The organism is Mesorhizobium sp. M0870, from assembly GCF_040319775.1.
Classification (GTDB): Bacteria; Pseudomonadota; Alphaproteobacteria; order Rhizobiales; family Rhizobiaceae; genus Mesorhizobium.
In genome coordinates this window covers 81,045-99,775 of sequence record NZ_JAMYOI010000019.1, presented here as the reverse complement: position 1 = coordinate 99,775, position 18,731 = coordinate 81,045, and the positions used below count along the sequence as shown (strand labels likewise).

Below are 18,731 nucleotides of genomic sequence, written 5' to 3'. Positions count from 1 at the left end.
GTGGACGAACAGCATCTCAACCTACTTGCGGGAAGCTGCGAAACTTTCTGTGCCAGCGAGCTGACGTGCTTCGTCTCGCGTGTCCTCGTCGAGACTGCGTAGAATCCTGCGCGCGACGCTGGCATACCATCGGTCCGCGGCCACTCATCCGGTGCCACAGGCGGATGGTCCCGCTATATCAGCAATTCGGGGGTCTCGGCTCACTTGTCGGCACAGGAGTTCAGTATCGGCGTCATCGCCTTCACATGTTCGTCGATCCGCTCGAGCACTTTCGCTGCGACAACGTCGCGCTCAGGCAGACGCCACCAGTACTCGTTGACGAGTTTGACCGTCTCGACCACTGCCTTCAGGACTGCTGGCTCCGGAAGCCGTGCACGGTTCGCAAATGCTTTCCATCGCGGTGCTGCCAGCGCCTTGAACGAGCGCTCTCCTCCAAGCGACAGCGCCATGGCGTCGGCGGGAATATATGGCACGGTGGATAGGAGGTCGTAGATTGGTGCAAGCGCCGGCTTGTCGCCGTTAGCGGGATAGATCAAAGACCAGTTTTTCAGGTGCATGTCGCCATTGCCGGTGATGACGGTCAGTGCCAGGCGGCGGACGAACTCGAGAGCCGCCGTAGGCGAGACGGCCACGCCAAGAGCCAAGGCTATGTCGTGATAAGCAGCCCCCTCATATTTGCGCGAGGGGTAGACACCGAAGACCTGAGCGAAATCCTCGATGTGTATCCTCTCGCCACCGGCGCCGCGATCGAAGCGTTTGACGAGAAGGAACTTGCCTTCCGACAGCGTATTGAATTCTTCGGGAACGCCCTCAAAATCGGACTTCTCGACCAGTTCGCATTCAGGAACCTGCATGCCGATTGCTGCTGCCAGCGCCAGGTTGGCGAATTCGTTCTCGGAAACGTCCGGAAAGGCCGTCGACGGGAACTTGGCGATGTACCGGCCCTGCTCGTCGTCCATCGGCAAGGTAAGGCCGCCGCCTTTTCCAGTGTTCTTCATGACCGACAGTTTCATCTGCACGCCGGCAAGCGAGAACCGTGCCTTGGGCTTATCCTTTGAAGCATCCTGTGACACCGCTATCGCGCCGTCACTGGGCAACGCCCGTACGGCTCCCGGCAGATCGGCGCCCAGCGCCGCTAAAAGATCGAAGTCATTGCCTGGCCGCACATTGCCTTCGTGGTGCCTTTCCATCGCCTCCCGCAGTTTCTCCTCCGGCAGGAGGTTCGCGAAGAAAGCGGGCAAGGCGCTTGCCAGAGGCTTGGGATCTTTCCGCAATCCTCCCGTCGCTGCCCGGAACGACAGGCTGAGAACCGGAAAGCCGCCCGTCGCGCGGTAGGCCTCATCGAAGTTGAATGCATTGAAATCGCCCGGCGTCCTGACGATTGTGCCGATCTTCACTGCGTTCAAGAGCACGTCCAGCGACGGGATCGTCTTAGGTGCGCGAAAGACTGGAGGCATGATCGTCATCGTCAGGTTGAGAAACAAAGGCGGGTCGATCGTCATCATCATGCGGACGCAATAGAGCCTGGACAGCCGGCACCATGACTTGCGGAACCAGCATCATTTCCAGACCGAGCGCGCGAGCGGTATTCATGAGCGTCGTCGCACGCGCGGCTGCGGCTCCCTTTTCGATGTCGCGATATCGGGGACGGGATATACCCGCCAAATCAGCGACCTGCTCTTGCGTCATCGCAGCGGCAAGCCTCGCCTGCCTGAAAAGCCCACCGATTTCCCGTAGAATTTCCGATTGAGGGTCCATATGATATGTAAACGATCCATTCCAATGCTAGATGATATGGCAGAGTATCTTATCTAGCGATCGAGTCAACGTGTTAGGATCTGTTCGCGTATCATGCATCAGACAAATGATACGTAAAAAGATCAATCATCCTGCCTTTTGGCGCCCCCGACGGTGGACGCCGTCCGAAGCTGACGCCCGATCAGCGCTCCGAAATCATCGGAATGTTAAATCAAGGGGTCCGGCGGCTGAAATCGCTCGTCTCTTCTCGTTCATACGGCCGGCCGCGCTGACTGGGGGTCAATGTGATCGCCACTCCTTGATCGCAATGGCTTTGTACCATCTGCTCCTGCCGGTCTCCCGCCGCACCTGGTGTTCCGACCCTTTTAGGGGCTTCTCGCTCTGCGTGACCGGTCACCCTGATCAAGCATCGACTTAGCCGTCGAATACCGCTTTACTCTCGGCTGTCCGTTCGGGGCATGGCGGGGTGCCTCCCCGATCACGAAGCAGCACCCGAACACAGCGCGATTCCCCCGCTTCCGAGACTATCTGAAGACTAGGCTCCCGCCGCCACGGGCGCGCGACGGCGGCAATCAACCGGCGGGCAGATGCGCCGAGGGCAACAAGCGGGCCTGACGCAACGACGCCAGATCAGCCGAGCCGGTGCAGAAGCAGGCGACGGCCAACTGGCGGATGACGATCTCGAAATGCGCGACAACCGCCTCGGTGGATACCGTAGCCGCGCGCAGCACGCCGGCTGCCTGCCCGGCGATGTCCGCGCCCAGGCGGATAGCCTTGGCCGCGTCGACGCCGTCGCTGATCCCGCCCGACGCGATCAGCTTCACCGCTGGCAGCGCCCGACGTACCGCCTGCACGCTGGCCGGGGTTGCAATCCCCCAATCCGCGAATGCCATTGCCACTGCGCGGTCGGCGGCATCGGGGGCGCGCTCGCCCTCCACCGCGGCCCAGTTGGTGCCGCCGGCGCCGGCGACATCGATCACCGCCACGCCCGCCTCGACGAGCGCACAGGCCACCGAGGCGGACAGGCCCGACCCCACTTCCTTGGCCACGATCGGCACGCCGACGCTGCGCGCGGCGCGAGCGATCTGCGCCAGGACGCCGCGCCAGTCGCGGTCGCCCTCCGGCTGTACTGCTTCCTGCAGCGGATTGAGATGGACGATGAGTCCATCGGCCTCCAGTGCATCCACCGCCCCGCGCGCGAGGTCCAGGCCGTCGGCCTCGCGCAGTTGCGCAGCGCCGATATTGGCCAGCAAGGGAACGTCTGGGGCCAGGCGGCGCAGCGCGCGCGTCAGCCCCTGGGAGTTGCGGGATTGCAGGCTCACGCGCTGCGAACCGACGCACATGGCGATCCCCAAGACTTGCGCTGCCTCGCTCAGATGCCGGTTAATGGCCTCAGCGCGTGGCATGCCGCCGGTCATGGAGCTGATCAGCAGAGGCGCGCGCATGGTCTTGCCCAGCAGCGAGGCGCTGAGGTCGATCCGCGTCAGGTCCAACTCGGGCAATGCGCAGTGTTCGAAACGAATGTACTCCCAGCCAGCGGCCTTGGCCCGTGCCGTTCGCCGATCCAGCACGATGTCCAGGTGGTCGTCCTTGCGCCGGCTCAGCTTGGTGTCGCTGATGCTCGCTCCTTCCGCCGCATCGGGCGACGGCGTTGCGTCGGGCCGGACCGACGGCAGCGCGCTCACGCCGCCGTTTCCCCCGCGTTCAGGCCGGCGCACGCTGGCCTGCGCCCGCAGCGTCGCTGCGGTAGCGGCTGGTCGAGGTCTCGTAGTACTGCGCGCGGACTGCCGCCATGGCCTCGATCAACGGTCCCCACGGCGCGGGAAAACGTTCTTCCGCCATCACCCGGTGCAGCATGCGTGTGTGGCCAGCCAACTCGTCCTTGAGGAACTCCACCACAGGCATGCTTGGATACCGCTGCAGCAGCAGGATCGCCGCGTTGTCGGCCTCGCCGGCCGATCTATCCTTTTCGCGTCCATGCAGATCGTTCTGCAAGCGCCCTATTGCGGATATGAGCCGCAGGGCTTGGCGAAACGCCGGATGCGCGCGCAAGGTCGCCATGTCCAGCCCCCACAGCAAGGACAGGCAACAGAACACGTTCGTGTACGCGATCGAATCCACGCCGTTCTGCAAGTACTCGGCGTAGGACCAGCGCTGCGCCCCTGCCGCCTGCGCGTGTCCGGCGCGCAGCGCCGCGCAGTAGCACCGGGTATCGTGGAGAAGCTGAGCATAGTCGCGACGATCGTAGGCGAGCGCGGCGAGCGAAGCGCGCAGCACAGCACAGCCCTCGAATCCGGGAAGCGCGCACGGCACACCTTGCCCCAGCGCCTGCTCCACCGCGGCGAGCTGCTCCGGCGCGATCAGGCCAAGGTCGTTGCAATCGTCGAGCCAGAAGAGCAGCGCCAGTTCGCGATAGAACGCCACGATCAGCGTTTCGTCGAGCGGATCGCGGCCGGTGCGGGCGCTGGCGTCGCGCAGGCTCGGATGGATGCGCTGCAGGATGTACTGGCCGCCCCGGACTGCTTCCACAGCATGCTCGTCGGCGAACCCAGTCAGGGAACGCCCCCACTCCAGCACGTGCTGCAGGGCGCGATCGGTCGGGATCATGGCCCCGCTCCTGCTCCCTCGGCCGAGACGCGCCGCCCCCAACGAAGCGCCAGCCACAACCCGGCGAGTTCGGCCACGCGCACCACCCGAGTGGGGCAATACAGTTCCTTTCCGATCCACAGCGGCGTCTGGGGCAATTCATGCGCCGCGTGGCGGGCGAGCATCCACTTCAGCGCACGCCCTACCGCCTGCGCGATGCGCCGGCGCCCTTCCGGCTCTTCGCTCCCGTCCATCACGTGCAACGCGAACAGCGCATAGGCGGTTTCCTCGAATGTGGACGCGCAACCGGCGCCCCAGCCGCCGTCGTCGCGCTGCGTCCGCAGCAGCCCGGCCAGCGCGCGCTCGTCGCGCCACTGAGGCTTGCCTTGCGCGAACGCAGCGACCGCATGCGCGGTGGGATAAAGCCACGAAACGTGCCATTTTTCGTTGTCCCATACACCGTGGGCGTTGCGATTGGCCTGGACGTAGGCGCCGGTGCCGGCCGCGGGTTTTCCCAAGATTCGCAACGCATGCAGGGCATGGATGTTGGTCGACACCGAGGCATTGCGCTCGCCCGGGAAGGTGACGAACAGCTCGCCGGTTTCGAACTGGCGCAACCCGTCGGCCGCCGGGTCGCGGCCTGCAAGGCGAAGGACGCACAACGCAACGGCGGTGTCGTCCGCATCGGCCGCGAAGTGCAAGGCAGGGCCCAGACCGCGGACTCCGAGGCGGGCGTCGAGTTGCGCGATGATCACTTGCACCGCCTCGGCGAGCGCGGGATGCGCGAACAGACCGGCCAGATGCAGGGTGTACAGCGACCAGCATGGCTCGAACACATTGATCGGCCAGACGTTGGGAACGACACCTTCAATGCCGGTGCGCGTTGCCCGCGATGCAGCCTGCAGATACCCGTCGGTGCGCCCGACGTGCGGCGTTCTTCCCTGTGTCACGGCGTGCGCACGCCACGCGGCGGTGGCCGCTGGACTGATGCCAATGCTGCCGTCGTCGTCCGGGCATGCGGTGGCCGGCGACGTCCCCCAGGCTTCCCAGGAGTGCAGCAATGGATGGCCGCTCGGCAACGTCGCAACTGCCCCCAGCTTGGCCAGGCGTGCTTGCCGCAACGGCAACAGCGCCGGGTGGCGCGGAAACGCCACGCCACCCAGCAAGGATGCGGCCTCGTCGCACAACTGCGGCAGGATCAGCTCCGCGCCGATGGGCGCGTCTTCCGGCACCGCATGCGCGTAGGGATCGGGCTGGCGCTCGAGGAACCGGGTTGCAGCGTGGACTGCGTCGGCAGCGCCAGGAAGAGGATCGGCACGCTGCAATGCCAGCAACGCCGCCCAGGTAGGCGCATGGCGAAACAGCGGGAAGTCCGCACTTCCCCATCCGCCATCGGCCTGTTGCTGCGCGATGAGCCACGCGTATGCGTCCTGCCGACCGGTGACGTTGCCGTGGAACTGCAGAGCTCGCGCCGTGTCGTAGACGGACGGACCGACACTGCCGCCGTCGCTCATATCGCTCAGCAGGTGGCGCATTTCGGAAAGGATTTGTTCGGACAAGTTCACGCGGGATGTTCCTTCTGCAGAAGGCTAACGAACAGAAACGGGCAGACGCCGCGCACGTCGCCGCCGACACGGACACAGTGCAGCATGCAGCGCCCGCCGGCCGATCGCAGCAGCACAGGGGCGAGTCCTTACGGATGCGCACGCTCATGCGTATGGCGCGGACAGATAGAGGTTGGCCCGCTGCAGCATCTGCGCCAACCCTTCCGCACGCGGCCCCAGAGGGGCGATGGCCTCCCCGGCGTCGTGCAACAAGTACAGGGCGAACTGGCGCGCAGCCTGCAGCCCCATGATCGACGCGCAGGTCGGCTTCTGCGCCGCCGCGTCCTTGCCGGGGGTCTTGCCAAGAGTCGCGGTATCCGCCGTCGCGTCGAGAATGTCGTCGGCCACCTGCAACGCCAGGCCGAAACAGGCGGTGTAGCGATCGAGCGCAGCATACAGCGCAGCGTGCGCGGCATCGTCCGCGATGGAGTATAGCGCGCCCATGCGAACCGACGCGCGCACTAGCGCTCCGGTTTTCATCCCATGCATCGCCAGGATCCTGTCCAGCCCGGCATGCTTTCCGACCAACGACAGATCGATGGCCTGCCCGCCTGCGGCACCCTCGGCGGACACCGCCTGCGCCAGTTCGCGCACGAGCGCGATACGGTTGTCGCCCGGCGCATCCAGGCTCGCCAGGGTGAGGAAGGCGTGGGCCTGCAGCGCATCGCCGACCAGGATCGCAGTGGCTTCGCCGAACTTTACGTGCACGGTCGGAAGGCCGCGGCGAAGCACGTCGTCGTCCATCGCGGGCAGGTCGTCGTGGACCAGGGTACAGGCGTGCATCATCTCGATGGCGGCGCAGACGTCGTCGAGCATGTGCGCCGGCGTGCCCGCCAGTGCGCCGGCAGCCAGACAGAGCAAGGCGCGGGTGCGCTTCCCGCCATGCAAGGTGGCGTAGCGCATGGCCGCCATCAGCTCTGTCTTACCGTCGTCTTCGGCGCAGAGCAGACGCCCCAGAGCCTGTTCGACCCGCTTTGCGCCGTCCTGCATCCAGATCTCCGGGAGCAGGCCGCCAGATCCGCCGCGCGCCTGCGCGCCCAATCCGGATGCGGAAACGCCGATTCGGTCGCGTGGAGTGGAACCGGTCTGCATGTTTTGATGTCCTTGTAGCTGAGACGGCCACGACGAGCGCAAGTCGTCACGGTGTTGCCGGCGTCACACGAGTGCGTGCGCTGAGTGCAGCAATGCCGCGCCCCGCGGGCGCCGCTGCCTTGCCACACAGGGCGTGCCCAGCTCATGAGAAGCCTATGCGGATTGCCATGGACGGGTGTGCGGTCGGGTAATAGCGCTGGCCTTTTGCGACGTCGCTCAGCAACTGCGGCCGCACCCCGGCCTTGTGCATGGTCAGCGCCAAGGCGATGCAGAACTGCACCATTTCCAGCCATACCAGATGGTAACCGATGCAGACGTGTGGGCCGGTACCGAACTGCAGCATGTCAACCGGCCGGATCGGCTCCGTGCGTTGCAGCCACCGCGCCAGGCGGAACTGATCAGGCGCCTCGTGCAGCAGCGCCGAGGTCGAGAAATGCAGCAGCGGGATGCATAGATGGGTGCCCGCGGGAATGCGCCGTTGGCCGAGTTGCAATTCCTGCAGCGCGCGACGCGGCAGGAGCGTGGTCGCCGGATGCAGGCGCAGTGTCTCGCGGAACAGCGCCTCGGCGACCGGACACTGCGCCAGGTCCGCGTGCCGGGTCGGCACCGCGCCCACGCGTTGCGCCTCCTCGACCAGGGCGTCCCACAGCACAGGCTGCCGCGCCAGCTCGATCACAATCCAGGCCATCGTCGAGGCAGTGGTGTCGTGACCGGCAAGCAGCAGCAAGCGAATATTCGCGATCAGGACATCATCGGAGAGCGGACCGTCGCTGCGGTCGAAGGCGCTCACCATGTCGTGGATCAGCCCGGTGCGCGCGGCATGCGCGCGCGCATCGCGGACGAACCGGCGCAACTGCGCGTCGATCCAGTCGCGGGCGGCGCGGCCGCGCCGCAAAGGCAATCCGGGCAGGTCGACCGGTGGCGCGACGATCAACTGCAGCAATTGCCGGTACTTGCGATGCCATCCCGGCAGATCCTGCGGGGGGATTCCCATGAGGCTGAAGATGAGCTTCAGCATCAGGTCCCCGGTTTCACGCAGGATGGTTACCTCGCCGCGGGCGCGCCACGCCTGCACCCGCGCCTGGATGACGGGCGCGAACAGGTCGCCGATCCCGGCCTGGGTCAGTCCCTTGGGCAAGAACGCTGCCTTGATGGCATCGCGCGCCTGCCGGTGCGCGCCGCCGTCCAGGGCAACCAACGTTCCGCCAAGCAATTCGGGCGCGATCTCTTCGATCAGCGCCGAGGACACGTCCTTGTGCTTGAGCAGTGAGAAAGCGTCCGGATCCACACAGGTCATCAGATGTCCGGCAGGGCCGAAATCCAGCCAGAAGTGGCTGCCCAGCGTCCGATCTGCGCGCTCCAGCAGGCGCGGCAGGTCGCAGACAATGGCGGGAAGATGCCCGACCAGGGGGAAAGCGCCAGGCATGACCGGGATGTCGCATCGCAGCCGGTGCCGACGGTTGAGTGGGTTGAGCAGCATGTCCATCAGCAGCGCGCCGCCGCCCCCGATTCGCTATCGCCTGCAGGGCGCGCGGCGCAGCTGTTGCCACCGTCGGCATAGGTCGGCACATGCGCCAGCATGCCGCCATCGATGCACACGACCTGGCCGGTGATGAACGCAGCATCGTCGGAGAGCAGGAACGCCACGAGTGCGGCAACGTCCTCGGGACGGCCGACGCGCGGCAGGAGCTGGTGCCGGCGCAGATGCCGTTGCATGCACTCGTCCAGCTTGGCGAGGAGACGCTCGGTCATGATAAGACCCGGCGCAACCGCGTTGCAGCGGATCTGAGAGTGACCGTACTGGGTGGCGAGCGAGGCCGACAGCATGTTCATCGCCGCCTTCGACGCGGCGTAGGACGTCTGCGCCGTGTCACCGCTGAGCCCTTGGCACGACGACATGTTGACGATCGCGCCACCGCCGCGGGCGATCATCCGTGGGATGGCCTGCCGGCAGCAGAGCAGCGTGCCGCGCAGATTGGTCGCCATGGTCTGATCCCATACCGCCAGGTCCAGGTCGAGGATGGCGCGGTCGCGCGGGGTCAGATGCACGGCGCTCGCATTGTTCACCAGCAGGTCGACCCCCCCGAAGTGCCGCTCCGCCGTCTCGAACAGCGCTGCCACCGCCTGCTCATCAGCGATATCCATGGCTATGGGCAGCGCGTGGCCTGCTTCGGCCGCGATCTGCGCGGTGCAGGCGATGGCCGCCGAGCCATCAATGTCGGCCACCACCACTCTGCCGCCCCCGCGCGCGATGGCGAGAGCGCATGCCTTGCCGATGCCGGCGCCGGCGCCGGTCACCACGGCCACCTTGCCTTCAAACCGTCCCATCGTGTCTCCTGAATTGCATTGGTCTTTCGCAGCATGCCGCTCGGCCTCCACCGGAGAAGGCGCAGGGTCGGCGCTGGCGCGCTCGTCATGGCCAGCGTCGCTTTCGATGACACGAATGGCGGCGACCGGGCACTGGTTGGCCGCAAGCCGCACGGCGGCGTGCAGCGCCTGCGGGACCGTCGCCACGCACACTTCGGCCACCCCGTCCGGTTCGCGCTGGCGAAAGACGCCCGGCAGCGTCAGCACGCACTGCCCGGTCGTTCCGCACAGATCCTGATCGACTACGACGCGCATCTCAGCCCTCCTGCCCATGCAGCCGTACCGGCAGCGCGCGGAATGTCCTAAGGAACGCGGAGGGCTCCCGGGTCGGCTGCTCGGCCAATGCCAGCGTGGGGAAGCGCGCATGGATCCGCGGCAGGCTCTCGGCCAACTGCACCCGGGCCAGTTGCGCACCAAGGCAGAAGTGGATGCCGTGGCCGAAGGTCAGCATGATCTTCCCGTCGATCGACATGCCAGGACTGGTGCCGTAGAACCGCACGGGATCGAAGCGATCGGGATCGGCGAAGGCGTCCGGGTCGCGATTGCCGGCCGCGATCAGCACGCGCACGTCCGCGTTCTTCGGGATCACCACGCCGCCCAGTTCGATGTCGCGCTGGGCGATACGCGGAATGGAGCTGAACATGGCGGGCGCGTCATAGCGCAGGGCTTCTTCGACGAAAGCCTTCACCCCCACGGCATCTCCCTTCAGCCAGTGCCGCTGTTCGGGATACGCCAGCATCGCCAGGATCGCATTGCCGATGGCCGCGGCAGTGGTGGCGAAGCCGCCCAGCAGCATGCCCCAAAGCATGCTGATCAACTCCGCATCCGACAGCGTCTCGGCATCGTTGTCGTGTGCGCCGACCAGCATTGAGACGATGTCGTGGCGGGAATCGGTGCGCTTGCGCTGTATGAGGTCGCCGAAGTAGGCCTGCACCCTGGCGCTGGCCGCGTCCCCCGCGGCGAGCTGCGGATCGCTGGCGTGCGGGCTCAGGCCTTCCAGAATGGCGCTGATGCCGGTGACGAGCGCGAGAATGTCGTCCGGGGGCATGCCGAACAGTTCGCCGAAAACCAGCATGGGCAACGCCAGCGCGAATTCCCGATGCAGGTTCACCGCCTCCCCGCGCTCCAGCGCGGGCGCCATGCCGTCCAGGCGCGCTGCGACAATGCGAGCGATGGTCGGCCTCAGCTTGTCGATCTGGCCGATGGTGAAATCGCGCGAGATCAGCCGGCGCAGACGCGTATGCGTTGGTGGTTCCTTCATCGCTAAAGTGGACGCCAGCAAACTTAGCGACAGGCTGGTCGCCGCCCGCGGGAAATAGCGCGCCAGTTCGCCTGGCGCCGGCCCCCGAAAAGCATCGCCCGTGGCCTTGAGCGCCCAGTAGATGTCGGCGTGGCGGCTCAACAGAAAGAGGCCCGACGCCGCGCGATGTACCGGATCGTGCTCGCGCAACCACCGCATGAATGGGTACGGGTCCTGAATGCACGCTGGCGACGCCAGTTCGGCGAAGGCGTCCCGGCATGCTACCGTGGTTTCTTGCACGTCCATCTTGGTCACCTGTTGGCTGGCTGATCTGATCGGCGCGCGGCAGGCGCGCCGGCAACTCGAGAACGTCGCGATTCCTGGTGGCGTCCCCGCATCACCAGAGCACCGGGAACTCCTCGAACCCGCCAGTGATGATCTCCTTGCGCAACTTCAGTTCTTCGGGCGCCACGGCCAGGCGTAGCGCGGGAAAGCGCTGGAAGATTGAACCGAACACCGCCTTGAGTTCCAGCCTGACCAGCGCCAAGCCGACGCAGTTGTGCGGCCCGTAGGAGAACGCCAGGTGCGGGTTTTCGTCACGTCCGATATCGAAGATTTCCGGGTCGTCGAAATGGCGCGGATCGAAGGACGTCGCCGGCAGGCCGACCAGCACCTTGCTCTCCGCGGGAACATGCACGCCCGCAATGGTCACGTCGGTCCTCGGATAGCGCATGATGCCGTCCCAGCCCGCGCCCGGCGGGTACATGCGCAGGATTTCCTCCACCGCCTTGTCCACCAGGGATGGATCGCCGACCAGGCGTTCGCGCTGTTGCGGATGGCGGAACATGGCCAGCAGGCCGAATTCGATCTGCGCGACGGTGCTCTCGTGACCCGCCACGAGCATGCCCGCGGCCAGGCCGATCGCCTCTTCCTCGGTCGCCTTGCCCTGGTCGACCGCCGCGAGCAGATCCGTCAGCAGGTTGTCGCCCGGATCCTGGCGCTTGTCCCGCATCTTGCCGCGAATGTAGGCGCGGAGTTCTTCCCAGGCCAAGCGCGACGCGCTTCGCGGGCCGCTTTCATGCTGGTGCGTCATCACCTCGTCGGACAGCCCGGCGAAAAAGGCGTGATCCTCGTAGAGCACGCCCATCAGCGCGCTGATGACCATGGCCGGAAGCGGAAAGGAGAGGTGGCGCCGCAGATCGGCGGGCTGGGGCTGGGCCGCCAGCGTGTCGAACAACTGCGCGGCGATCGCCTCGACCTGCTGCGCGAGCAGCTTCACCCTGCCGTTGCTGAAGGCCGGCGCCACTATCGTGCGTAACCGCGTATGCTCGCCCCCCTCGTGCGAGACCAGCCATCCTGGCGAACCGAGAATCACCGAGTCTGGGGTGAATGCCGCCGGCGGCATTCCCGCGGGCCGGAACGCCGCGTCGGACAACACCGCCTTGGCCTCGTCATAGCCTGTCACCCACCAGCCTTCGTGCCCGGACGGGAAGCGCACGCGGTGGATCGGACCGTTGGCCCGTAGCGCCAACATCTCGGGCGAGGGCTCAATGTGATCGACGCGCCACATCGGCAGCGTCGGCAAAGGTTGTTCGGACATGCTGGCACTTCACTCTATAGCGATGGAAGGGCGGAAGGTGACCGGCGGGCGCTGCGGTAGAGAAGACCTAAGACGGCATGTAGACGACGTCGTCGTCAGGATCGGCTAACGCTTAACTGTCTAGGCACATCGCGCGGCTAGATGCAGAACTTTATCCTGTACCTTCGAGGTCAGGATAAAGTCGGTGTGGTGGGCCTTTGACTCGCCGCCGGCCAAGATTTCCTGCGCAAGGGTCGACAAGGGCAACGCGCTGTTTGGTAGGGCGGTTTCGCCGAAGGCCCCCTGCTGTTAGACGCTATCCAACGCGGATTTGACATTTTGCTTTTCTTTCTTCGCTCCATCAATCGCGGTGTCATCCACGAAATGAAAGTCGGTCGACGGCTCCCGGCCCGCAAAGAAGGCGCTTCAAAACTCGTGCCAATTTGGCCGACCGAAGAAAAAAATTTGTGATGGCTTTTAGCGGCTTAGCCTGAGGCCGGAGAAGAGCTCGGCGAAATAGGCCGGTGTCGCGGACAACAAAGGCGACGTGTCGGATAGTATGCGCTGGGCAACCTTTCGGTCGGGCTAGCGACATTCTGGTCCAGTTTCGAACATAAGAGGGCGGCAAACAGACACGATTGGGGAATTCGATCCTCACGGGGCCAAGGCGCTTGCCCAAGAGCGCGCGCTCATGGTTGCTGCGACACGCGCATGTTCGCGATAGCCGTGCCTGCGCACCGAAGAACGCTAGCGCCACACGCTACGCGATGACTGGGGTGCCCTCCAGCCTCAGGTGATGCATCGGCTCAGCTTCCGGTTCGTCTTTGCACAGCCGGGGCTGAAGCGCCGAATTCCGCACCATACAGCATCGTTGTTGCCTATCTGACGAGGCGGTTATAGCGCGCGCCCGATCTTCTAAGACACGGCCTCCGAGAAGGAGGGGGCGGTCCAACAGCCCCTCTATTCCAAATGGCACGCCGCTTGCTGCTCCTGGTTAGAGCACCATCAAATCACGATGAAAGCGACTTGCACCATGCCCGACACGCGAAGCTCTAGACCGTGGCCTAAGGAGACGGTGCCCGTTCCCGCTGAACATCGGGACATCGTCTCCTCCGGAAGTCCGTTCTGGATGGCCGCTTTGCGCATGGCTGGTCCGATGCCGGCACGCCAACACGGGCCGTGCGCGCAAATGCGGTTTGCCGGTTCTGTTCAGCATGTGAGTGCCGAAAAGCCTTGTCAAAGGGTCACCCAAGTCAAGGCCGGCGAGTCACTGCCACATGTCGACAACACGCTGAACCAGTCCAGTGACGCGGAGTCCAGTGACGCGGGTCTGTTGCGTGAAGTGACATTTCAGGCCCCCACATGCTTGCGATATTGGCTCCTTCCGGCCGCTATCCTTTTTCCAAACGCACGATCGCTAGTGACCGGATCCCGCTTCCGGCGCCATAGCCGCGGAAAGCAACCGGCTCGACGGTGTCCAGCTCGCTCAGATCGATTGCGTTCGGGTGGCCAAGACACCGCTAAGGCGTTCCCATACGTCGGGAGGGAAAAGGAGGTTGCGAGCCGCGAGGCCCTCATTCCGTGCCGTGCATACGAGCCTTTGCCCGGTATTGCGCCAGCCTCTGCCAGAATTCAGCGCAGTCTTCTTTAGGAGCAACTTGATGACAGTTCAAAGGAAAGTTCCCTTCGTCACCTTTCTCACGCGTGTTCACGATAAGTCAGTCCAGGGCCCAAATCCATATCGCTGGCAAGAAAAGACATCTGACGATTACTTTGCCGGCAAGCGGGTCATCCTGTTCTCGCTGCCTGGCGCCTTCACGCCGACCTGCTCGACCTACCAATTGCCCAAGTTCGAAGAGCTCTATGATGAGTTTGAGAAGGAGGGAATTGACGCGATTTACTGCCTCTCAGTCAACGACGCCTTCGTCATGAATGCGTGGGGGAAGTCCTTGGGCCTGAAGCAGGTCGAGCTCATTCCCGATGGCTCAGGCGAGTTCACACGCAAAATGGGCATGCTGGTCGCCAAGGACAATCTCGGCTTCGGGATGCGCTCCTGGCGCTACGCCGCCCTGATCAACAATGGCGTGGTGGAGCACTGGTTTGAGGAGGAAGGTTTCTCCGACAACTGCGAGGCCGACCCGTATGGCGTCTCATCCCCGCAAAACGTTCTCGAAACGCTGAAAGCCGCCGCTTGACCTAGAAAACGTCTCACTGGTGCCATTGCCGGCCCCAAGAGGCTCCTCGACAGGATTATCGCGCTCACCATGCAATCCTCAGCAAGCCTGCTTCAACGCCAGAAGCAATCCATGGTGGCATCGCCTCAACTCATTGAGTCGATTCGCTTGCTGCAACTGGCGCATACTGAACTGCATCAGTTCGTGGAGCGGGAAATTGAGAAGAACCCGCTCTTGGAATCTGCATCAAGCGATGGCGGGCCTTTTGACGACGTTTCGATTTCGGGAGCGGATCAGCCTGTCGGCCGTGGGGCAGACGCCGTTGAAGGACCGACCGGGGCAGGTTCGCCTGAACGGCTCGGGCAATGGAAATCACTTCGCAACACGACCAACAACCCGCCCGGCAATGGCCCTTCCCTCGACGAGTTTGCCACCCTCGCCGAAACATTGCACGACCATGTCGCTCGTCAGATCGCCCTCACTGCGTTCACACCACAGGAGCGGCTGATCGCTGGCCAGCTTGCCGCCGATCTGGAAGACACCGGGTATCTTCGGGCAAACCTTTTGGAGCTGGCCGAGAGCCTGAATGTCCATGAGGCTGTTGTAGAACGCGTTCTCGGGACCTTGCAGCAATTTGATCCACCGGGAATTTTTGCGCGAACTCTCAGAGAATGCCTCGAGATCCAGTTGCGCCAGCGAAACCGGCTCGACCCGGCAATGGCAGCTTTGGTTGCCCATCTTGAAATGCTTGCGCGACGCGATTTTCAGGCACTGAAGCAGCATTGCGGCGTCGATGAAGAAGACCTTCTCGACATGATGCATGAGATTCGGGCGCTCGATCCCAAGCCTGGAAACCAATTCCAATCCGGTGCGTCTGAATCAATCATACCCGACGTCTGGGTCACGCCCTCGCCGCAAGGCGGGTGGCAGATCGAACTTGATCCGGCCACACTGCCCAAGCTGCTGATCAACCAAACCTACTATGCCGAAGTCTCGCGTCAAACTGTCCACAATTCGAAAGATCAAGCATTTCTCGACGAATGCTTGCAAAACGCGAACTGGCTAATCCGCAGCCTCGATCAGCGCGCCAAGACCATTGTTAAGGTTGCGGCTGAAATCGTGCGCCAGCAGGATGCCTTTTTGGAACATGGCGTCGCCCACCTGCGGCCTCTCAATCTCAGAACCGTCGCTGACGCGATCGGCGTGCACGAGTCGACGGTAAGCCGGGTGACCTCGAACAAGTACATGCTTACCCCGCGCGGAGTCTTTGAACTGAAGTATTTTTTCACCGTCGCGATCCCGTCCTGCCAAGGCGGCGATTCGCACTCCGCCGAAGCTGTCCGGCATCGGATCAAAGCGATCATTGCCGCAGAATGTCCCGGCGACGTGCTTTCCGATGAGGACATCGCTGTCCGGCTGAAGGAAACCGGCATCGATGTTGCGCGCCGCACCGTCACAAAATATCGCGAAGCAATGAACATCCCCTCCTCCGTGCAACGCCGTCGGGAAATGCGCTTGTGTTTTTGATTTGGGTCAGGGCAGCCAAGATCACGTTGCATTGCATCAAAGTGGAGACTTCGTTCATGACCCAATCCGCGGCATGCGTCATGGACGCTGTTCTGCACGACCCAGAAAAACCTGTCCCACCGTCTGGTCCCGCATGGGGTGCGGTGATTTCGCTTTCCTTGGGCACCTTCGGGCTGGTCACGGCAGAGTTTCTGCCTGTCAGCCTGCTCACGCCCCTCGCGCATGATCTCGGTATAACCGAGGGAGCGGCTGGACAGGCGATGACGGCGACCGCTATCGTCGGGGCGATCTCGGCGCCGACGGTGGCCATCATCACAAAGCGCCTGGACCGCAGGACCGTCATGTGGACGATGACGCTGCTGCTGATCCTGTCCGACCTTCTGGCGGCCGGCGCGTGGTCGGTGGCGGTTCTCCTGACTGCACGCGTCGTGCTCGGCATAGCGCTCGGAGGCTTCTGGTCGATGTCGGCAGCACTGGCGATGCGGCTCGTTCCAAGCCACCTCCTGGCGCGCGCTATGTCGATCATCCTCACCGGCGTTTCGGTGGCTACCGTTTGCGCAGCTCCAATCGGCGCTTATGTCGGCGCTATCTGGGGATGGCGAAGCGCCTTCATACTCGCCGCAGTCGGCGGCGCGGCTACACTGCTGGTGCAACTCATAACCATTCCGAGACTGCCTCCGATTGGAGTGGCTAGCTTCCGCAGCCTGCTGGATGTGGCTAAGATTCCGATGGTCAAGGTTGCGCTTTTGGTCGTCCTGCTGGTCGCTTCCGGCCACTTCGCCGGAATCACCTATATCCGCGCCTTCCTTGAGAAGATTCCCGCGCTGGATGTCGAGACGATCTCGCTTGTGTTGCTGGCTTTTGGCATCGGCGGATTCTTCGGCAATTTGGCCGGCGGGCTTCTGGCCGAGTACAGTCTCAAGGCAGTCGCGGCCCTTGCACCGCTGCTCATAGCGATAGCCGCTGTTTCGCTGCTGACGGCGGGAGCATCGGCCTTGGCCTCGGCGATTGCTGTTGCCGCGTGGGGGTTTGCCTTCGGCGCGGTGCCAGTGGGATTGCAGACGTGGATGTTACGGAGGGCCGTTCCCGAGCAGGCCGAAAGCGCCGGTGTGCTGCTGGTCACAGTATTCCAAGTGGCAATCGCAGCCGGCGCGATTTTCGGCGGAGTATTGGTGGACAATGCCGGGATTACCAGTGCCATTGCCTACAGTGCTGTTGCCACGTTCGCCGCCGCCCTGACAGTGTTCTTGCTCGGCCCGAAGCGCGAAACCTAGACCGCCTGACAGAAAGGCCTCAGCAGCGCAGCGGGACGAGAGATGCGATGCACGGCGCGGCGCGATCCTCCGCTTGCATAGACCAGCGGAGCGCCTAGCCGGCTTCACCTCCGGCCATGGCGACCTTCGCCGCCAGACACGCGAACCGCCATCTTATTCACGGCGTTCGTTGGTCGGCCGACGGCACACAAAACGGACAGTCGCTCTCACCCTCCACCCTCACGCCGTCCCCTGCCGATTCCGCCGCAGGATACGGTTTCAACATCCTCGACTAAACGTAGGCAAGCGCCGCTTTCTGCTACCGGAACGGCTCGCGGGTCCGCCACATCTCGTGCAGGGTAGCTGCAACCCGCGTGCAAGGGCGACACCCGCCTTCGGGGACCGCGGCTCTTCGCAATCCTCGTTGCCCATGCCTGCATCGACGATCAAATGCGCTGCCACTGAGAATTTCCTTCATCTGAGAATTAGAGTCGGGGCGTTAAATGAAGGACGGACTGATGAAGAGAAAGCGGTTTACGGAAGAGATGGGGTATTCGGTTCAGCTCCCTGGACGTCTGGCCCCTTTTCGGATCATGACGTTTGTCTGATGCTCAGAGCCGACCTGGCAAGAGGAGAAGGCATGAGCGGTTATGCAGGACTGGATACTTCACTCGACGCGGTAGCTATTTGCGTTATCGACGAGACCGGCGAGATGCTGTGGCACGCTGTCACGGCTGCATTTCAGCGATGGCGGGACGATCTAGTTCGCGTTGGCTTAGAAGCCGGTGCGACATCGGAGTGGATCGGCGGACACCTGGTCGACGAGGGCTTCCCTGTCGTGTGTCTCGAGAGTCGACATGTCAAAGCGGCTCTGGGCGCGAGGCAAGGGTTCGACAGCTGGTCGGAGCGGATCGGCTGTTGCTGGGTATCTTTGAACCGCTCTTGCGGACGCACAGGTGTCTGCGCGAGAACCTGGCGGATCTGCACCGGCTCATCCTGAGAGCGGTTCGAGTGGATCCCATCTGCCGTCGCGTCATGACCATGCTTGGCATAGGACCCGTCACCGCGCTCACCTACAGGGCAACGATGGATGATCCCAAGCGCTTCCGCCGATCCAGGTCGGTCGATGCAACTTAGACTGAGCTGGTCCACGGAATAGCGAGCGCTCGATGCAGGCCGCGGTCCGGACGAGTTCGCATGATCTGTCGTTGCCGGTTCCCGAGCACGCTGAAGAGCTTTGAACCGATCGGACCCACGGACACCATCATGCCGGCGCTGCGTGCCGACCGCGAAAAGAAGCAAAGAACCTGCATCGAACGTCACATCTTGACTGGAGGACACCGAATACAGAAGCCGATCATCGTGGTTCTGCGCGAGCATGAGGCAGGTGCGAAGGCGGGCGACTTGACGCGCAAGCATGGGATTTCCGAGGCGACGCTGTATAATCGGAAGGTGCGTGTTTCGGTAATTCCCGGACATCCTTTTCGCTAAATCCCGGACAGTGATTTCGGTAATTCGCGGACAGCGTTTCCGCTAAATCCCGGACAGTTT

At 63.7% G+C, this 18,731-nt stretch carries 15 protein-coding genes and 1 pseudogene; 5 read left to right on the top strand and 11 right to left on the bottom strand.

Features of this window, described 5'->3' with window-relative positions:
* Positions 1-200 precede the first annotated feature (200 nt).
* The 11 genes and pseudogenes from NKH97_RS22200 to NKH97_RS22150 form a co-directional block, all read right to left on the bottom strand.
* Positions 201-1,457: a type II toxin-antitoxin system HipA family toxin gene (locus NKH97_RS22200; RefSeq protein WP_352798790.1), complete on the bottom strand. Its 1,257-nt coding sequence runs from the start codon at positions 1,455-1,457 to the stop codon at positions 201-203.
* Complete coding sequence (locus NKH97_RS22195; protein ID WP_352798789.1) at positions 1,432-1,758, bottom strand: helix-turn-helix domain-containing protein; 327 nt, start codon at positions 1,756-1,758, stop codon at positions 1,432-1,434. Before NKH97_RS22195 ends, NKH97_RS22200 begins: the two co-directional genes overlap by 26 nt.
* A 572-nt stretch (positions 1,759-2,330) precedes the next feature.
* On the bottom strand, positions 2,331-3,434 hold the full coding sequence (fni, locus tag NKH97_RS22190; RefSeq protein WP_502897088.1) for a type 2 isopentenyl-diphosphate Delta-isomerase: 1,104 nt from the start codon (positions 3,432-3,434) through the stop codon (positions 2,331-2,333).
* Between the two features lie 28 nt (positions 3,435-3,462).
* Positions 3,463-4,365 (bottom strand): terpene synthase family protein, encoded by a 903-nt coding sequence (locus tag NKH97_RS22185; RefSeq protein WP_352798788.1) that lies wholly within the window; start codon positions 4,363-4,365, stop codon positions 3,463-3,465.
* Positions 4,362-5,879 (bottom strand): hypothetical protein, encoded by a 1,518-nt coding sequence (locus NKH97_RS22180; RefSeq protein WP_502897087.1) that lies wholly within the window; start codon positions 5,877-5,879, stop codon positions 4,362-4,364. Before NKH97_RS22180 ends, NKH97_RS22185 begins: the two co-directional genes overlap by 4 nt.
* Positions 5,880-6,053: 174 nt before the next feature.
* Positions 6,054-7,040: a polyprenyl synthetase family protein gene (locus NKH97_RS22175; RefSeq protein ID WP_352798786.1), complete on the bottom strand. Its 987-nt coding sequence runs from the start codon at positions 7,038-7,040 to the stop codon at positions 6,054-6,056.
* A 142-nt stretch (positions 7,041-7,182) separates the two neighbouring features.
* Complete coding sequence (locus NKH97_RS22170; RefSeq protein WP_352798785.1) at positions 7,183-8,526, bottom strand: cytochrome P450; 1,344 nt, start codon at positions 8,524-8,526, stop codon at positions 7,183-7,185.
* A complete protein-coding gene (locus NKH97_RS22165; RefSeq protein ID WP_352798809.1) occupies positions 8,526-9,368 on the bottom strand; it encodes an SDR family oxidoreductase in 843 nt (280 codons plus the stop codon). Before NKH97_RS22165 ends, NKH97_RS22170 begins: the two co-directional genes overlap by 1 nt.
* Before the next feature lie 168 nt (positions 9,369-9,536).
* A pseudogene (locus NKH97_RS22160) lies at positions 9,537-9,662 on the bottom strand (ferredoxin); the annotation flags it as partial.
* 1 nt (position 9,663) lies between these two features.
* Positions 9,664-10,953, bottom strand: coding sequence for a cytochrome P450 (locus NKH97_RS22155; RefSeq protein WP_352798784.1), 1,290 nt, complete (start codon positions 10,951-10,953; stop codon positions 9,664-9,666).
* A 91-nt stretch (positions 10,954-11,044) separates the two neighbouring features.
* Positions 11,045-12,247: a cytochrome P450 gene (locus NKH97_RS22150; RefSeq protein ID WP_352798783.1), complete on the bottom strand. Its 1,203-nt coding sequence runs from the start codon at positions 12,245-12,247 to the stop codon at positions 11,045-11,047.
* Positions 12,248-13,887: 1,640 nt separating this feature from the next.
* On the opposite strand from NKH97_RS22150, the gene NKH97_RS22145 reads away from it, so the two are divergent.
* The 5 genes from NKH97_RS22145 (at position 13,888) to NKH97_RS22125 (ending at position 18,671) form a co-directional block, all read left to right on the top strand.
* Complete coding sequence (locus NKH97_RS22145; RefSeq protein WP_352798782.1) at positions 13,888-14,421, top strand: peroxiredoxin; 534 nt, start codon at positions 13,888-13,890, stop codon at positions 14,419-14,421.
* A gap of 69 nt (positions 14,422-14,490) precedes the next feature.
* Entirely contained in the window at positions 14,491-15,927 is a 1,437-nt protein-coding gene (gene rpoN / locus NKH97_RS22140) for an RNA polymerase factor sigma-54 (RefSeq protein ID WP_352798781.1), read from the top strand.
* 56 nt (positions 15,928-15,983) lie between these two features.
* A complete protein-coding gene (locus tag NKH97_RS22135) occupies positions 15,984-17,201 on the top strand; it encodes an MFS transporter (protein ID WP_352798808.1) in 1,218 nt (405 codons plus the stop codon).
* A 726-nt stretch (positions 17,202-17,927) separates the two neighbouring features.
* A complete protein-coding gene (locus NKH97_RS22130; RefSeq protein ID WP_352798780.1) occupies positions 17,928-18,317 on the top strand; it encodes a transposase in 390 nt (129 codons plus the stop codon).
* A 129-nt stretch (positions 18,318-18,446) separates the two neighbouring features.
* Positions 18,447-18,671, top strand: coding sequence for a hypothetical protein (locus NKH97_RS22125; protein ID WP_352798812.1), 225 nt, complete (start codon positions 18,447-18,449; stop codon positions 18,669-18,671).
* The last annotated feature ends 60 nt before the right edge of the window (positions 18,672-18,731 follow it).

What these genes read in the sequence shown, in the direction of transcription:
- NKH97_RS22145 (WP_352798782.1), top strand. Translation starts at nt 13,888, where the DNA reads ATGACAGTTCAAAGGAAAGTTCCCTTCGTCACCTTTCTCACGCGTGTT.
- NKH97_RS22195 (WP_352798789.1), bottom strand. Translation starts at nt 1,758, where the DNA reads ATGGACCCTCAATCGGAAATTCTACGGGAAATCGGTGGGCTTTTCAGG.
- NKH97_RS22175 (WP_352798786.1), bottom strand. Translation starts at nt 7,040, where the DNA reads ATGCAGACCGGTTCCACTCCACGCGACCGAATCGGCGTTTCCGCATCC.
- NKH97_RS22125 (WP_352798812.1), top strand. Translation starts at nt 18,447, where the DNA reads ATGCCGGCGCTGCGTGCCGACCGCGAAAAGAAGCAAAGAACCTGCATC.
- NKH97_RS22155 (WP_352798784.1), bottom strand. Translation starts at nt 10,953, where the DNA reads ATGGACGTGCAAGAAACCACGGTAGCATGCCGGGACGCCTTCGCCGAA.
- NKH97_RS22170 (WP_352798785.1), bottom strand. Translation starts at nt 8,526, where the DNA reads ATGGACATGCTGCTCAACCCACTCAACCGTCGGCACCGGCTGCGATGC.
- NKH97_RS22150 (WP_352798783.1), bottom strand. Translation starts at nt 12,247, where the DNA reads ATGTCCGAACAACCTTTGCCGACGCTGCCGATGTGGCGCGTCGATCAC.
- NKH97_RS22180 (WP_502897087.1), bottom strand. Translation starts at nt 5,879, where the DNA reads ATGCGCCACCTGCTGAGCGATATGAGCGACGGCGGCAGTGTCGGTCCG.
- NKH97_RS22185 (WP_352798788.1), bottom strand. Translation starts at nt 4,365, where the DNA reads ATGATCCCGACCGATCGCGCCCTGCAGCACGTGCTGGAGTGGGGGCGT.
- rpoN (WP_352798781.1), top strand. Translation starts at nt 14,491, where the DNA reads ATGCAATCCTCAGCAAGCCTGCTTCAACGCCAGAAGCAATCCATGGTG.
- NKH97_RS22165 (WP_352798809.1), bottom strand. Translation starts at nt 9,368, where the DNA reads ATGGGACGGTTTGAAGGCAAGGTGGCCGTGGTGACCGGCGCCGGCGCC.
- NKH97_RS22200 (WP_352798790.1), bottom strand. Translation starts at nt 1,457, where the DNA reads ATGCCTCCAGTCTTTCGCGCACCTAAGACGATCCCGTCGCTGGACGTG.
- NKH97_RS22130 (WP_352798780.1), top strand. Translation starts at nt 17,928, where the DNA reads ATGGCGGGACGATCTAGTTCGCGTTGGCTTAGAAGCCGGTGCGACATC.
- NKH97_RS22135 (WP_352798808.1), top strand. Translation starts at nt 15,984, where the DNA reads ATGACCCAATCCGCGGCATGCGTCATGGACGCTGTTCTGCACGACCCA.